13 protein-coding genes are annotated in these 14,870 nt (G+C 69.8%); 12 read left to right on the plus strand and 1 reads right to left on the minus strand.

Annotated elements, in window-relative coordinates; translation table 11 throughout:
- Window positions 1-3: 3 nt before the first annotated feature.
- The 8 genes from murG to OG329_RS32500 all read left to right on the plus strand — a co-directional run bounded on the left by murG (window position 4) and on the right by OG329_RS32500 (window position 7,200).
- Window positions 4-1,098, plus strand: coding sequence for an undecaprenyldiphospho-muramoylpentapeptide beta-N-acetylglucosaminyltransferase (gene murG / locus OG329_RS32465; RefSeq protein WP_405799944.1), 1,095 nt, complete (start codon window positions 4-6; stop codon window positions 1,096-1,098).
- Window positions 1,099-1,112: 14 nt separating this feature from the next.
- Window positions 1,113-1,910, plus strand: a complete 798-nt coding sequence (locus OG329_RS32470; RefSeq protein WP_405799945.1) for a cell division protein FtsQ/DivIB — start codon at window positions 1,113-1,115, stop codon at window positions 1,908-1,910.
- Between the two features lie 275 nt (window positions 1,911-2,185).
- Window positions 2,186-3,400, plus strand: coding sequence for a cell division protein FtsZ (ftsZ, locus tag OG329_RS32475; RefSeq protein WP_405619045.1), 1,215 nt, complete (start codon window positions 2,186-2,188; stop codon window positions 3,398-3,400).
- A complete protein-coding gene (pgeF, locus tag OG329_RS32480) occupies window positions 3,397-4,140 on the plus strand; it encodes a peptidoglycan editing factor PgeF (protein WP_405799946.1) in 744 nt (247 codons plus the stop codon). The genes ftsZ and pgeF overlap by 4 nt, the downstream gene beginning before the upstream one ends.
- The gene (locus tag OG329_RS32485) at window positions 4,137-4,856 is read left to right on the plus strand and encodes a YggS family pyridoxal phosphate-dependent enzyme (protein WP_405799948.1); all 720 of its coding nucleotides are present in this window, start codon (window positions 4,137-4,139) and stop codon (window positions 4,854-4,856) included. Before pgeF ends, OG329_RS32485 begins: the two co-directional genes overlap by 4 nt.
- 124 nt (window positions 4,857-4,980) lie before the next feature.
- Window positions 4,981-5,598, plus strand: a complete 618-nt coding sequence (locus tag OG329_RS32490) for a cell division protein SepF (protein WP_031231917.1) — start codon at window positions 4,981-4,983, stop codon at window positions 5,596-5,598.
- A 68-nt stretch (window positions 5,599-5,666) separates the two neighbouring features.
- Entirely contained in the window at window positions 5,667-5,963 is a 297-nt protein-coding gene (locus OG329_RS32495) for a YggT family protein (RefSeq protein WP_189107884.1), read from the plus strand.
- Between the two features lie 49 nt (window positions 5,964-6,012).
- Window positions 6,013-7,200, plus strand: coding sequence for a DivIVA domain-containing protein (locus OG329_RS32500; RefSeq protein ID WP_405799949.1), 1,188 nt, complete (start codon window positions 6,013-6,015; stop codon window positions 7,198-7,200).
- A gap of 808 nt (window positions 7,201-8,008) precedes the next feature.
- On the opposite strand, the gene ileS is transcribed toward OG329_RS32500, so the two are convergent.
- A complete protein-coding gene (gene ileS, locus OG329_RS32505; RefSeq protein ID WP_405799950.1) occupies window positions 8,009-11,155 on the minus strand; it encodes an isoleucine--tRNA ligase in 3,147 nt (1,048 codons plus the stop codon).
- 622 nt (window positions 11,156-11,777) lie between these two features.
- On the opposite strand from ileS, the gene OG329_RS32510 reads away from it, so the two are divergent.
- The 4 genes from OG329_RS32510 to OG329_RS32525 all read left to right on the plus strand — a co-directional run bounded on the left by OG329_RS32510 (window position 11,778) and on the right by OG329_RS32525 (window position 14,694).
- Window positions 11,778-12,593 carry a TraR/DksA family transcriptional regulator gene (locus OG329_RS32510; RefSeq protein WP_405799952.1) on the plus strand — a complete coding sequence of 272 codons (816 nt, stop codon included), beginning with the start codon at window positions 11,778-11,780 and terminating at the stop codon, window positions 12,591-12,593.
- A gap of 58 nt (window positions 12,594-12,651) precedes the next feature.
- Window positions 12,652-13,212 carry a signal peptidase II gene (gene lspA, locus OG329_RS32515; RefSeq protein ID WP_405799954.1) on the plus strand — a complete coding sequence of 187 codons (561 nt, stop codon included), beginning with the start codon at window positions 12,652-12,654 and terminating at the stop codon, window positions 13,210-13,212.
- Window positions 13,213-13,282: 70 nt separating this feature from the next.
- Window positions 13,283-14,227 carry an RluA family pseudouridine synthase gene (locus OG329_RS32520; RefSeq protein ID WP_405799956.1) on the plus strand — a complete coding sequence of 315 codons (945 nt, stop codon included), beginning with the start codon at window positions 13,283-13,285 and terminating at the stop codon, window positions 14,225-14,227.
- Window positions 14,224-14,694 carry a GNAT family N-acetyltransferase gene (locus tag OG329_RS32525; RefSeq protein WP_405799958.1) on the plus strand — a complete coding sequence of 157 codons (471 nt, stop codon included), beginning with the start codon at window positions 14,224-14,226 and terminating at the stop codon, window positions 14,692-14,694. The genes OG329_RS32520 and OG329_RS32525 overlap by 4 nt, the downstream gene beginning before the upstream one ends.
- The last annotated feature ends 176 nt before the right edge of the window (window positions 14,695-14,870 follow it).

Below are 14,870 nucleotides of genomic sequence, written 5' to 3' on the forward strand. Positions count from 1 at the left end.
TCGGTGCATGTCGTACTCGCCGGTGGGGGGACCGCCGGCCACATCGAGCCCGCGCTCGCCCTCGCGGACGCCCTGCGGAGGCAGGACCCCACCGTGGGGATCACGGCCCTCGGCACGGAGCGCGGACTCGAGACCAGGCTGGTACCCGAGCGGGGGTACGAGCTGGCGCTCATCCCCGCCGTCCCGCTGCCGCGCAAACCCACCCCTGAACTGATCACCGTCCCCGGCCGGCTGCGCGGCACCATCAAGGCCGCCGAGCAGATCCTGGAGCGTACGAAGGCGGACTGCGTCGTCGGCTTCGGCGGCTACGTCGCGCTGCCCGGCTATCTCGCCGCCAAGCGGCGCGGGGTGCCGATCGTCGTCCACGAGGCCAACGCCCGCCCCGGCCTCGCCAACAAGATCGGTTCGCGGTACGCCGCGGCCGTCGCCGTCTCCACCCCGGACAGTAAGCTGCGCGGCGCCCGCTACATCGGCATCCCGCTGCGCCGCACCATCGCCACCCTCGACCGGGCCCGGGTGCGCCCCGAGGCGCGCGCCGCCTTCGGGCTCGACCCCAACCTGCCGACGCTGCTGGTCTCCGGCGGCTCACAGGGCGCCCGCAGGCTCAACGAGGTGGTCCAGCGGGCCGCGCCGCTGCTCCAGCGCTCCGGGATCCAGATCCTGCACGCGGTCGGACCGAAGAACGAAATGCCGCGTGTGGACAACATGCCGGGAATGCCGCCGTACATCCCGGTACCGTATGTGGACCGGATGGATCTCGCCTACGCCGCGGCCGACATGATGCTCTGCCGCGCGGGCGCGATGACCGTCGCCGAACTCTCCGCCGTCGGGCTCCCGGCCGCCTATGTACCGCTGCCGGTCGGCAACGGTGAACAGCGGCTCAACGCCCAGCCGGTGGTGAAGGCGGGCGGCGGACTGCTGGTCGACGACGCCGAACTGACGCCCGAATGGGTCCAGGGCCATGTGCTGCCGGTGCTGTCCGACCCGCACCGGCTGTACGAGATGTCCCGCGCGGCAGCCGAGTTCGGCCGCAGGGACGCGGACGAACTGCTTGTCGGCATGGTGTACGAGGCGGTCGCAGCGCGCCGTCAGGCATAGAGAGGCAGGGGTCAGTGGCCGGACCGACGACCGCCGAGCGAGGCGCGGTAAGCACCGAGTCGGAATCCGGCCGCGCCCGTTCGGGCCGCCCGGCGGGGCGCCGGTTCCGGCTTCCCGGACGCCGTTTTCTGCTTCTTCTCACTTCGTTGATCGCGCTCTGCGCGGGGGTAATCTGGCTGCTTTACGGCTCTCCGTGGCTACGGGTCGAGCAGGTCCGGACTTCGGGACTCGTGGTGCTCAAGCGCGCCGAGGTGGAAGCCGTAGCGGAAGTTCCGATCTCCGGCCCACTGATTTCCGTCGACACGGAAGCGATTGAGCGCCGACTTCGTCAGAAGCTGCCGCGTATCGACTCGGTGGATGTCGAACGGTCATGGCCGAACGGCATCGGTCTGAAAGTGACGGAGCGAAAGCCCGCGCTGCTTATCGAAAAGGGCGCAAAGTTCATCGAAGTGGACGCGAAGGGTGTGCGTTTCGCCACCGTCGAGAAGGCCCCGAAGGGCGTACCGCTGCTGGAATTGACGGTGGATCAGTCCCCGAGTGTGCGACGCTTCAGCACCACGCGTCTGATGTCCGAAGCGGTACGCGTCCGCGATGAACTCCCGGCCGAAGTCGCCGAGGACACCGAGGTCGTGAAGGTCCGTTCGTACGACTCCATCTCACTGGAGTTGAGCGGCGGGCGCACGGTGATGTGGGGGAGCGGCGAGGACGGCGCCGCGAAGGCGCGGGCTCTCACCGCTCTCATGAAAGCAGTTCCGAAGGCGGCGCACTTCGATGTGAGTGCGCCCACCGCCCCTTCCGTATCAGGGAGTTGACGCGTATATGTGCTGACCAGCACCCTGGTTGGGCAGCCCGGTGCGTGATCACATAGGGTGAAAAGAAAAACGGGAGGTTCGGCGTGTTCGTTGAACGTGCGCCACGTGTCGACTTAGTGTCCTGTTCGGAAGAGTCCAAGAAGCAGACACTCTGGTAACCCTAAACTTCAAGGTTAGGGTTCGGGTCGGCGTCCGGACCGTCCCATCGGCATCAGTCACCGCCTCGCGACATCAGCAAGGCGGCGACACGTAACTCGAGGCGAGAGGCCTTCGACGTGGCAGCACCGCAGAACTACCTCGCAGTCATCAAGGTCATCGGTGTCGGCGGCGGTGGTGTCAATGCCATCAACCGAATGATCGAGGTCGGCCTCAAGGGCGTCGAGTTCATCGCGATCAACACCGACGCACAAGCCCTGTTGATGAGCGACGCCGACGTCAAACTCGACGTCGGCCGCGAACTCACCCGTGGCCTCGGCGCCGGAGCGAACCCGGCAGTCGGCCGCAAGGCGGCAGAGGACCACCGCGAGGAGATCGAGGAGGTCCTCAAGGGGGCCGACATGGTCTTCGTCACCGCCGGCGAAGGCGGTGGAACCGGCACCGGCGGCGCTCCCGTCGTCGCCAACATCGCCCGCTCGCTCGGCGCCCTCACCATCGGCGTCGTCACCCGGCCCTTCACCTTCGAGGGCCGCCGGCGCGCGAACCAGGCGGAGGACGGCATCGCCGAACTCCGCGAAGAGGTCGACACCCTCATCGTCATCCCCAACGACCGCCTGCTGTCCATCTCGGACCGTCAGGTCAGCGTCCTGGACGCGTTCAAGTCCGCGGACCAGGTACTGCTCTCGGGTGTCCAGGGCATCACCGACCTCATCACCACGCCGGGCCTGATCAACCTCGACTTCGCCGACGTCAAGTCCGTGATGTCCGAGGCCGGATCGGCCCTCATGGGCATCGGTTCGGCGCGTGGCGACGACCGCGCGGTGGCCGCCGCGGAGATGGCGATCTCCTCGCCGCTCCTCGAAGCGTCCATCGACGGCGCGCGTGGCGTGCTGCTCTCCATCTCCGGCGGTTCCGACCTCGGTCTCTTCGAGATCAACGAGGCCGCGCAACTGGTGAGCGAGGCCGCGCACCCCGAGGCCAACATCATCTTCGGCGCCGTCATCGACGACGCCCTCGGTGACGAGGTACGGGTCACCGTGATCGCGGCCGGGTTCGACGGCGGACAGCCGCCGACCCGCCGCGAGACCGGACTGACCTCGGCCAAGCGGGACGACCAGCCGTCGTACCGTCCCTCCGCCCCCGAGTCCGACTCGGGCCGCCCCTCCGGCGGACTCGGCACGGTCCCCTCGCGCGACGAGGCGCCCGCCCCCGAGCCGGCCCCGGCGGTCAACGAGAAGTCGCTGCCGCCGGTTTCGCCGCCGCACGTCCCGCCGGCCCGTCCGTACCAGGACACCCAGGCCGAAGAGCTGGACGTTCCGGACTTCTTGAAGTGATAGGACAGCACGACGCGTTGACCTCTACGAGCGGCGCCCATTTCGCCTTCACCGACAGGTGGGGCGGGGTGAGCGCCGCTCCGTACGAGCAGCTCAACCTCGGCGGCGCGGTCGGCGACGACCCCGCCGCCGTACGCGCGAACAGGACCGCCGCCGCCGAATCCCTCGGACTCGACGCGGCGCGGGTCGTCTGGATGAACCAGGTGCACGGCCGGGACGTCGCCGTTGTCGAAAAGCCCTGGAACTCGGACGGGATCCCCGCTGTCGACGCGGTGGTCACCGCCCGCCGGGGGCTCGCACTCGCCGTACTCACCGCCGACTGCGTCCCGGTCCTGCTGGCCGACCCGGTGGCGGGAGTCGCCGCCGCCGCGCACGCCGGACGCCCCGGACTTCTCGCGGGAGTCGTCCCGGCCGCCGTCGAGGCGATGGTCGCACGGGGCGCCGAGCCCGCCCGGATCACCGCCCGCACCGGGCCCGCCGTCTGCGGACGCTGTTACGAGGTCCCCGACGCCATGCGGGCCGAAGTCGCCGCCGCCGTACCGCAGTCGTGGTCCGAGACGAGTTGGGGCACCCCCTCCGTCGACGTCGCCGCCGGGGTGCACGCGCAGCTCGCCGCGCTCGGGGTCGAGGACCGGCACCGCTCGCGGATCTGCACCGTCGAATCCGCCGACCATTTCTCGTACCGCCGCGACCGCACCACCGGCCGGCTCGCCGGATATGTCTGGCTGGGAGCGTCATGACGGACCGTGCGAGCGAACTCGCCGAGAATCTTCACAACGTGGAGACACGTATCGCGTCCGCCTGCGCGGCGGCCGGGCGGAACCGGGACGAAGTGACCCTGATCGTGGTCACCAAGACCTATCCGGCGAGCGATGTGCGGCTGCTGCATGAACTCGGTGTGCGGCATGTCGCCGAGAACCGGGACCAGGACGCGGCGCCCAAAGCCGCCGCGTGCGCGGATCTGTCACTGACATGGCACTTCGTGGGTCAGTTGCAGACCAACAAAGTCCGTTCCGTGGTCGGTTACGCCGATGTCGTGCAGTCTGTCGACCGGCTGAAACTCGTCTCGGCGCTGTCCGCCGCGGCGGTGCGCGCGGAGCGTGAACTCGGCGCCCTGATCCAGGTCGCGCTCGACGCGGACTCCGGTGCGCGGGGCGAGCGCGGGGGTGTGGCCCCGGACGGGATCGAGGAGTTGGCGGCGGCGGTGGCCGAGGCCCCGGGGCTGCGGCTGGACGGTCTCATGACCGTCGCGCCCCTCGCCGGGCCGTACGCGAATCGCGAACGGGCCGCGTTCGAGCGGCTGCTGGAATTGTCATCCCTGCTGCGCGCGGCGCATCCTGCTGCGAACATGGTGTCAGCAGGGATGAGTGCGGACCTCGAAGCCGCCGTGACGGCCGGAGCGACACATGTGCGCGTCGGTACGGCGGTACTCGGAGTCCGCCCCCGGCTCGGGTAACGTCGCAAAGCAAGTCGGACCACAGCACAAAATATGGTCATTTCCGCCGAAAGGCGGAAAGGCCGCGTGGATCGAGGGCACTTGGTGACGAGGCCGATCCACCACAGAGCGGAGGACTCAGAGAATGGCCGGCGCGATGCGCAAGATGGCGGTCTACCTCGGCCTCGTGGAGGACGATGGGTACGACGGCCGGGGGTTCGACCCCGATGACGACTTCGAACCCGAGCCCGAACCCGAGCGTGAACACCGGCGCCACCAGCCGGTGCACCAGGTCGAACGGGACGAACCAGTACGAGTGGTGCAGCCGCCCCCGCAGCGTGAACGGGAGCGTCAGCCGGTGCCGGTAGCGGCAGAAAGCGGACGTCCGGCCCGAATCGCCCCCGTGGCATCTATCACACCTGAACGCCCCAGCCTGGAGAAGAACGCGCCAGTGATCATGCCCAAGGTCGTGTCCGAGCGAGAGCCGTACCGCATCACCACGCTGCACCCGCGGACCTACAACGAGGCCCGTACCATCGGGGAACACTTCCGTGAGGGCACCCCGGTGATCATGAATCTGACCGAGATGGACGACACCGATGCGAAGCGACTTGTCGACTTTGCCGCGGGACTTGTCTTCGGTCTCCATGGCAGCATTGAGCGCGTGACGCAGAAGGTGTTCCTGTTGTCGCCTGCTAACGTCGACGTCACGGCGGAGGACAAGGCCCGAATCGCAGAGGGCGGGTTCTTCAACCAGAGCTGAGATTCGACACCGGGAACGACCCGGCCGCGAGGCCGGACCAGAGAAGCCAGGGGAGAGGGAAGCGCGGGATGAGCGTTGCGCTACAGGTGGTCTACATCGCGCTGGTGTGCTTCCTCATCGTGCTGATCTTCCGGCTGGTCATGGATTACGTCTTCCAATTCGCCCGCTCATGGCAGCCCGGCAAGGCGATGGTGGTCGTTCTGGAGGCCACCTACACTGTCACCGATCCACCGCTCAAGCTTCTGCGGCGGTTCATTCCGCCGCTGCGTCTCGGGGGCGTGGCACTCGACCTGTCCTTCTTCGTTCTGATGATCATCGTGTACATCCTCATCTCGGTCGTCAGCGGCCTTGCGAGGGGAATGTGAACGATACGGTCTTGCCGACTGCCGACGACTACGTAGAGGTGAAGAAGAGATGCCGTTGACCCCCGAGGACGTGCGGAACAAGCAGTTCACGACCGTCCGCCTCCGAGAAGGCTACGACGAGGACGAGGTCGATGCCTTTCTAGACGAGGTCGAGGCCGAACTGACGCGCCTGCTTCGCGAGAACGAGGACCTGCGCGCCAAGCTGGCCGCCGCGACGCGTGCCGCCGCGCAGAACCAGCAGCAGCAACAGCAGCAGCAAGGGATGCGTAAGCCGCCCGAGCAGCAGGAGCGGCCGGGTGCCCCTGTCCCCGCCGCCATATCCGGACCCCCCGTCCAGCAGCAGCCCCCGCAGATGGGCCAGCCCCAACTGCCCGGTGGGCCCCCGCAGCTTCCGGCCGGCCCCGGCGGACACGGACCCGGCCCGGGTGGACACCCCGGCCACGGTCCCGGCCCGCAGGGTCAGCACGGTCCCGGTCCCATGCAGGGCGGCCCCATGCAGGGCCAGATGCAGGGTGGACCGATGCAGGGTCAGATGCAGGGCGGCCAGATGCAGGGCGGACCCATGGGTGGTCCGATGGGCGGCCCCATGGGGCACGGCCCGCAGCCCGGCCAGGGCGGACCCGGCGGCGACAGCGCCGCGCGTGTGCTCTCGCTCGCGCAGCAGACCGCCGACCAGGCGATCGCGGAGGCCCGTTCCGAGGCCAACAAGATTGTCGGCGAGGCGCGTTCGCGTGCCGAGGGTCTGGAGCGGGACGCCCGTGCGAAGGCGGACGCCCTTGAGCGGGACGCGCAGGAGAAGCACCGTGTGGCGATGGGCTCCCTGGAGTCCGCGCGCGCGACGCTGGAGCGCAAGGTCGAAGACCTGCGCGGCTTCGAGCGCGAGTACCGGACGCGGCTGAAGTCCTACCTGGAGAGCCAGCTCCGTCAGTTGGAGACCCAGGCCGACGACTCGCTGGCCCCGCCGCGTACGCCGGCCGCGGCCTCACTGCCGCCGTCGCCGTCCATGGCACCGGCCGGTGCGGGCGCGATGGGGCACACCATGGGCGGCAACCCGTCCATGGGCGGCGGGCACGGACCGTCGTCGGGCGGACCGTCGTACGGGAACCAGCAGCAGATGTCCCCGGCGATGACCCAGCCGATGGCACCGGTCCGGCCGCAGGCGCCGCAGCCCATGCAGCCGATGCAGCAGGCTCCGTCGCCGATGCGTGGGTTCCTGATCGACGAGGACGACAACTGACGGGCGCTGGGCGCGGTCGTCGCGCACAGCCGTCGGCAGGCTGAAGGGCCGGGCCCGGGGTTTTCCCCCGGGCCCGGCCCTTTTCCGCTTGCGCGGGCCGTTGCCCCTCCCCGCCCCTTCCCGAAACCGGGGGCGGGCCCCCGGACCCCCTGCCCGCGCGGCGGGTACACGCCGCTACGCGGCTGGTCGGCCTCGGCCCTGGGGGGCTGGGGCCGTTGGGTTGGTGCGGGGGCGGCTTGAGTCGGATGCCGTTGGGCGGCGGCCTCTGTGTGGTTGTTGCCGTTGCGGGCCTGGCGGGCCGGGCCACTGCTTCGCGCCGTTGGGCGGCGGCTGGTCTTGGCGCCGGCGGGCCAGGGCCGTTGGGTTGGTGCGGGGCTGGGGCTGGTTCGAGCCGGATGCCGTTGGCGGTGGCCGGTCTTGGCTTTGGCGGGTTGGGGTCGGCCGGGACTGCGGTGCCCTTGGCTTTGGTGGCCGGGGTGTGGCTGTTGCCGTTGCGTGGCGACCGGCCTCGGCGCCGGCGGGCTGCGGCCGTTGGGTTGGTGCCGGGCTGGCTCGAGCACGATGCCGTTGCGCAGTGACCGGTCTTGGCCCTGGCGGGCTGGGGCCGTTGGGTTGGTGCGGGGGCGGCCCGAGCCCCTGCCGGGCGGGGCGACTGCGCGCCGCCCTGCGGCGGTTCGCGGTCAGGTACGGGACCGGGCTGCCTGTCGTCGCACGGCAGTTGGGGTCCGGGGGCCTGCCCCCGGTTTCGGGAAGGGGCGGGGAGGGGGACCGCTCCGCGCAGCGGCCCCCAGGCTCCCGCCCCCCGCCGTCAGACCTTGCGCAGGTGGAACGTCAGCGACAGGCCCTCGTCCGTGAACGGTGGGCCGAACGTCGCGTCCGGGGCCGCCGGGGTGAAGTCCACCGCCAGGACCTCGTCCGAGATCAGCGACGCGTGGGTCGACAGGGCCGAGTGGGTCTCGGGCGTTGTGGAAGACCAGCGGACGGCGATACGGTCCGCGACGTCCAGGCCGCTGTTCTTGCGGGCCTCCTGGATCAGGCGGATCGCGTCGCGGGCCAGGCCCGCCAGGCGCAGTTCCGGGGTGATCTCCAGGTCCAGCGCCACCGTCGCGCCCGAGTCGGACGCGACCGACCAGCCCTCGCGGGGTGTCTCCGTGATGATCACCTCGTCCGGCGCGAGCGAGACCGGCTCGCCGTCGACCGTGACCGACGCCGTGCCATCACGCAGTGCCGCGGACAGCGCCGCCGCGTCCGTGTCGGCGACCGCCTTCGCCACCGCCTGGACTCCCTTGCCGAACCGCTTGCCCAGCGCCCGGAAGTTCGCCTTCGCCGTCGTGTCGACGAGTGAGCCGCCGACCTCCGACAACGCCGCCAGCGACGAGACGTTCAGTTCCTCGGTGATCTGCGCGCGCAGTTCCGGCGACAGCGTCTCGAAGCCCGCCGCCGCCACCAGCGCGCGGGACAGCGGCTGGCGCGTCTTGACGCCCGACTCGGCCCGTGTCGCGCGGCCCAGCTCCACCAGCCGCCGTACCAGCGCCATTTGGCGGGACAGCGCCGGGTCGATCGCCGACAGATCAGCCTCGGGCCAGGACGACAGGTGCACCGACCCGGGCGCGTCGGGCGTGACCGTGACGACCACGTCCTGCCAGACCCGCTCGGTGATGAACGGGGTGAGGGGCGCCATCAGGCGGGTGACCGTCTCGACGACCTCGTGCAGCGTGCGCAGGGCCGCCTTGTCGCCCTGCCAGAAGCGGCGGCGGGAGCGGCGTACGTACCAGTTGGACAGGTCGTCCACGAACGCCGACAGCAGCTTGCCGATCCGCTGGGTGTCGTACGCGTCCATCGCCTTCGTGCTCTGGTCGACCAGCGCGTGCAGCTCGCTCAGCAACCAGCGGTCCAGCACGGGCCGCTCGGCCGGCGCCGGGTCGGCGGCCGACGGCGCCCAGCCGGACGTGCGCGCGTACAGCGCCTGGAAGGCGACCGTGTTCCAGTACGTCAGCAGTGTCTTGCGGACGACCTCCTGGATCGTCGTGTCACCGACCCGCCGTGCCGCCCAGGGCGAGCCGCCCGCCGCCATGAACCACCGCACCGCGTCCGCGCCGTGCTGGTCCATCAGCGGGATCGGCTGGAGGATGTTGCCCAGGTGCTTGGACATCTTGCGGCCGTCCTCGGCGAGGATGTGCCCGAGGCAGACCACGTTCTCGTAGCTCGACTTGTCGAAGACGAGGGTGCCCACGGCCATCAGCGTGTAGAACCAGCCGCGTGTCTGGTCGATGGCCTCCGAGATGAACTGCGCGGGGTAGCGCTTTTCGAAGAGGTCCTTGTTCTTGTACGGATACCCCCACTGCGCGAACGGCATCGAACCGGAGTCGTACCAGGCGTCGATGACCTCGGGGACGCGCGTCGCGGTCTGTCCGCAGGTCGGGCAGGGGAAGGTCACCGCGTCGATGAACGGGCGGTGCGGGTCGAGCGACGACTGGTCCTGGCCGCTCAGCTCGGTCAGTTCGGCGCGCGAGCCCACGCAGGTGAGGTGCCCGTCCTCGCAGTGCCAGATGGGCAGCGGGGTGCCCCAGTAGCGGTTACGGGACAGCGACCAGTCGACGTTGTTGTTCAGCCAGTCGCCGTACCGGCCGTGCTTGACCGAGTCCGGGAACCAGTTGGTCTTCTCGTTCTCCTCAAGAAGGCGGTCCTTGACGGCGGTTGTACGGATGTACCAGGACGGCTGCGCGTAGTAGAGCAGTGCCGTGTGGCAGCGCCAGCAGTGCGGATAGCTGTGCTCGTACGGCACATGACGGAACAGCAGCCCGCGTTCGGCCAGGTCCGCGGTGAGCGCTTCGTCCGCCTTCTTGAAGAAGACGCCGCCGACCAGCGGTACGTCCGCCTCGAACGTGCCGTCGGGGCGGACCGGGTTGACCACCGGGAGGCCGTACGCCTTGCAGACCACCAGGTCGTCCGCGCCGAACGCGGGGGACTGGTGGACCAGACCCGTACCGTCCTCCGTCGTCACGTACTCCGCGTTGACGACGTAGTGCGCCTGCGAGCCCTCGGGGAACTCGATGAGCGAGAACGGGCGCTCGTACGTCCAGCGCTCCATCTCGCGACCTGTGAACCGCTCGCCGGTCAGCTCCCAGCCGTCCTCGCCGAGCGCCTTCTCCAACAGAGGTTCCGCGACGACAAGTTTCTCGGTGCCGTTCGTCGCGACCACATAGGTGACGTCGGGATGGGCGGCGACCGCCGTGTTGGACACCAGGGTCCAGGGCGTGGTCGTCCAGACCAGGAGGGCCGCGTCGCCCGCCAGGGGGCCGGAGGTCAGCGGGAAGCGGACGAAGACGGACGGGTCGACGATCGTCTCGTAGCCCTGTGCCAGCTCGTGGTCGGACAGGCTCGTCTGGTCACGCGGGCACCAGGGGGCGACGCGGTGGTCCTGGACGAGCAGGCCCTTGTTGAAGATCTCCTTCAACGACCACCAGACGGATTCGATGTACTCCGGGTCCATCGTCCGGTACGCGTCGTCCAGATCGACCCAGTAGCCCATGCGGGTCGTCAGCTCGGCGAAGGCGTCCGTGTGCCGGGTCACCGACTCGCGGCACTTCTCGTTGAACTCCGCGATGCCGTACTTCTCGATGTCCTGCTTGCCGGCGAAGCCCAGCTCCTTCTCGACGGCGATCTCCACGGGCAGACCGTGGCAGTCCCAGCCGGCCTTACGGGCGACGTGGTAGCCGCGCATCGTACGGAAACGCGGGAAGACGTCCTTGAAGACGCGGGCCTCGATGTGATGGGCGCCGGGCATGCCGTTGGCGGTCGGCGGGCCTTCGTAGAAGACCCACTCGGGGCGGCCCTCGGACTGTGCCAGGGTCTTGTCGAAGATCTTGTTCTCACGCCAGAAGTCGAGCACGGCGTGCTCAAGAGCGGGCAGGTCGACCTGGGCCGGCACCTGGCTGTACTGCGGTGGCGTCATGGGCTGAAACTCCTCCAACGGAACTGCGGCATCTCCGTCGGAGGGACGAGAGCCACCGGCTCCCGCGGTACCACCCTCCTTGGCCCCGGGCGTCGCCGCCCTCGGCCCCCTCATTGGGGTCGCGCTGCCGGGTCTACTCACCCCGCGTAGTACTGCCGGGGCTTTCTTCCGGCGGCTCCGGGGTGATGCTTCACTTCGCGCCGTGCCCCCGGGCTCGCACCGTCCCCGGGTCGCTCATGGCCGCTCTCGAAGCTACTCGTCCCCATCCACGCCTCTCGCTGGGCCCAGTGTACGGGGCTGTGACAGGCGCGGCCGACCGCTTTTCCGGGTCCCGCGCGGGGGACCCGGGCGCGTCACGGGGCGGGAGCGGGGCCTGTGCGGGGCTGTGCGGCGTGTGGCGCCGGCGCTTACCCGAATGGTCCGCAGCGGCCCGCGGACTTCCCCGAGCGGCCCGTGAGGCGGATTACCCGGCGGGGAGCTGGGCACAACCGATGGAGGCTCGCCTTGTCACCGGCGGAGGCGGGTCCCACCGGCGGCGTGCCCCGTTGCCGCGTGGCTGGTGTCGATTTATCGTCCCAGCACGACTCGCGTGCAAGATCACAAAATGTGAAGGGGCCGCGGCATGGTGGCGAAGAAGACCGCCGCGAAGAAGACAGCGGCCAAGAAAACGGCTGTGAAGAAGGCAACGGCCAAGAAGACAGCCGCCAAGAAGGCGACTGCCGAGAAGACGTCGGCGACGAAGGCACCGGAGCGACAGACACCGGCGACGCACGCACCGGCCGCGCAGGAGACCACCGCGGCCGAGCCGGAGCACCAGGCACCTGCGAAGAAGACCGCGGCCAGGAAGACGGCGCCTCCTAAGAAGGTTGCCGCCAAGAAGGCCGCGAAAAGGGCCGCGTCCGCGGCCGAGGGGGCGGCCGAGGCCGCGGAACAGACGGGAGCCAAGACGGTGGCAGCGAAGAAGACAGCGGGTAAGGGGCCGGCGGCGGCCACGGGTGGTACGGCGACCGCGGTGCCCCCGGCGCGTGGCGCCACCTCCGCCGCGGAGCTCGCCGTACGACCCGGCGAGGATCCGTGGACCGAGGAGGAGGTCGCCGAGGCGCGGGCCGGACTGGAGAGCGAGGCGGCCCGGCTGAACGCCGAGATCGCCTCGTCGGAGCAGGCCCTCGTCGGGCTGATGCGCGACTCCGGCGACGGCGCGGGCGACGACGACGCCGACACCGGCACCAAGAACATCACCCGCGAGCACGAGATGTCCCTCGCCGCGAACGCGCGCGAGATGGTGGAGCAGACGGAGCGTGCGCTGCAGCGCCTCGACGCCGGTACGTACGGCCTCTGCGAGGTCTGCGGCAAGCCCATCGGCAAGGCCAGGATGCAGGCGTTTCCGCGGGCCACGCTGTGCGTCGAGGACAAGCAGAAGCAGGAAAGGCGCGGCTGAGACCGTACGTGTGTGCCGTACCCTCGACGCTAATCGGGATCTAACTTGAGGGACTCACGTGGCAGAGGCGGAGCGCGTCATCGGTACGCCGGATGTTGACGACGAGGGCGCGGCTCCCGCCGGGCCGGTCCGGGGAAAGCGCAAGATCGTCGCGCTGTTCTCCGTGGCCCTGGTGGCCTACCTGCTCGACCTCGGCAGCAAGATGCTCGTGGTGGCGAAGCTGGAGCACCACGATGCCATCCACGTCATCGGTGATCTGCTGAAGTTCGAGGCGGTGCGCAACGCGGGCGCGGCCTTCGGTATCGGCGAGGCGTACACCGTCTTCTTCACGTTCGTCGCGGCGACCGTGATCGTGGTGATCGCGCGGCTGGCCCGCAAGCTCTACAGCGGGCCGTGGGCCGTCGCGCTCGGTCTGCTGCTCGGTGGGGCGCTGGGCAATCTCACCGACCGGATCTTCCGTGAGCCGGGTGTGTTCAAGGGCGCCGTCGTGGACTTCATCGCGCCGGCGAACTTCGCGGTGTTCAATCTCGCCGACACCGCGATCGTCTGCGGTGGCTTCCTGATCGTGATCCTGTCCTTCCGCGGTCTCGACCCCGACGGCACCGTCCACCGCGACTGACGCCCCTCTCGCGGGGCTGCGCACGCTGTCCGTGGGCGGTCAGGCGGTGTGGGCAAGGCATACTCGACGGGTGAGTACTGTTCCCGATATCCGCACCCTGCCCGTTCCCGATGGCCTCGAGGGCGAGCGCGTCGACGCCGCCATCGCCCGCATGTTCGGGTTTTCCCGTACGAAGGCGGCCGAGCTGGCCGCCGCCGGGAAGGTGCAGGTCGACGGGGCTGTCGTCGCCAAGTCCGAACGGGTGCGCGGCGGCGCCTGGCTGGAAGTGGAGATGCCCGAGCCCGCCGCCCCGGTGCGGGTCGTGGCCGAGCCCGTCGAGGGCATGGAGATCGTGTACGACGACGACGACATCGTCGTGGTCGTCAAGCCGGTCGGCGTGGCCGCGCACCCGAGCCCCGGCTGGACGGGCACGACCGTCATCGGCGGTCTGGCCGCCGCCGGCTACCGCGTCTCCACCTCCGGCGCGGCCGAGCGGCAGGGCGTCGTGCACCGGCTGGACGTCGGCACCTCCGGGCTGATGGCCGTGGCCAAGTCGGAGCGCGCGTACACCTCGCTCAAGGCGCAGTTCAAGGAGCGGATCGTCGACAAGCGCTACCACGCGCTGGTGCAGGGCCACCCGGACCCGATGAGCGGCACCATCGACGCGCCCATCGGGCGGCACCCGAACCACGACTACAAGTTCGCCGTGACCGCCGAGGGCAAGCCGTCGATCACGCACTACGACCTGATCGAGGCGTTCCGCTCCGCCTCGCTGCTGGACATCAAGCTGGAGACGGGCCGTACGCACCAGATCCGGGTGCACATGGCGGCCCACCGCCACCCGTGCGTGGGCGATCTGACGTACGGCGCCGACCCGACACTGGCGAAGCGGCTGGGGCTGACCAGGCAGTGGCTGCACGCGATGAAGCTGGGCTTCGAGCATCCGTCGGACGGCCGGTGGGTGGAGTTCGAGAGCACGTATCCGGACGATTTGCAGCAGGCGCTGGACAAGGTGCGCGCCGAGAGCAACGTATGACCGTGTACGAGATCCGGCCCGCCGTCGGCGCGGCCGACCGTGAGGCGTGTTTCGAGGTGCACGGGCAGGTCTTCGTCGCGGAGCAACAGGTGCCCCGTGACCTGGAGTTCGACTCGCACGACGCCCTGGACGCCGCCGCGCATGTGCTGGCGGTGCGCGAGGACGGGGTGCCGCTCGGTACGTCGAGGCTGCTGTACGGGCCCCAGGCGGCGGACCGGACCGGCGGTGATCCGACGGTGGGCTCGCTCGGCCGGCTCGCGGTGGTCAAGCAGGCGCGCGGCCTCGGGATCGGTGTGGCGCTGGTGAGGGCGGTCGAGGACGTGGCGCGCGAGCGCGGGCTGCTGGTGGTGGAGCTGCACGCGCAGACGCGGGCGCTGGGGTTCTACGAGCGGCTGGGGTACGAGGCGTACGGCGCGGAGTACGAGTCCGTGGGGATCGGGCACCGGGGGATGCGGCGCGTGCTGTAGCGGGGCGCGGCGGGATGTGGCGTGATCGGGGTGATCAGGGTGCTTGAGGTGGTCTTGGGCGGCGTCCGCGAGTGAATCGTTAGGAAACTTTCCCAACACTCTTGACGGTGATTGGAAACAACCTTAACTTTCACTCACTCGCTGTCATGTCTCCGACAGTTGAACTCCCGTACCGG

This window comes from Streptomyces sp. NBC_01506, from assembly GCF_045040295.1.
Lineage (GTDB): Bacteria > Actinomycetota > Actinomycetes > Streptomycetales > Streptomycetaceae > Streptomyces.